This is a genomic window from Desulfocurvus sp. DL1XJH-121, from assembly GCF_054819825.1.
Window position 1 is genome coordinate 1 of sequence record NZ_JBTVWW010000210.1, and the last position, 235, is coordinate 235.

General features: G+C 68.9%; 1 protein-coding gene. It reads left to right on the plus strand.

The annotated features are described in order from the left end of the window. On the plus strand, positions 1 to 235 hold a 235-nt coding region (locus ACYYG1_RS17905; protein ID WP_461211683.1), incomplete at both ends, for a hypothetical protein.

Here is a 235-nt window from a genome sequence, read left to right on the forward strand (position 1 = left end):
GGCGCGAGCGCTTCCACCTGATCGAGAATGGCTACGACGAAGACGGCCATGACGGCAACCCTGCGCGCACGGGCCACCGCAGCCGCTTTTTGCTGCTGCACAGCGGCGTGATCTACCCGTCCGAGCGCGATCCGCAAGCGCTGTTCGAGGCGCTGGCACGGCTGCGCCACGACGGCCTGCTGCATGCGCGCAATTTCCAGCTGGTGCTGCGCGCCACGGGCCACGACGCGTGGCT